Raw genomic sequence first — 223 nt, 5'->3', positions numbered from 1 at the left:
GATCTCGGTCACGCATTATGGGCAGCAACCTGTCGCGTCAAACGACGGGGGCGAAGGGACGACACTGACAAACGAGGTCGCCTTTATTCCAGGCCATCAGGACTGGCGGCCGCCTTATCGCTACAAACCCCTGGCGGACGGTGATGAAGTCGCCACGGTGGTCGGGGTGGGAAGCGAAGAGATTTATGTGAACGAACACGGCGCGATCCGGATCCATTTCCAC

The 223-nt window shown here is 59.2% G+C and carries 1 pseudogene; it reads left to right on the top strand.

Features of this window, described 5'->3' with window-relative positions:
• Positions 1 to 223 (top strand): annotated as a pseudogene (locus ACGF5R_RS25055) (type VI secretion system tip protein VgrG); the annotation flags it as partial.

It is taken from the genome of Photorhabdus sp. RM71S, from assembly GCF_042879355.1.
Classification (GTDB): Bacteria; Pseudomonadota; Gammaproteobacteria; order Enterobacterales; family Enterobacteriaceae; genus Photorhabdus; species Photorhabdus kayaii.
This window is presented reverse-complemented; position numbering and strand designations above follow the sequence as displayed.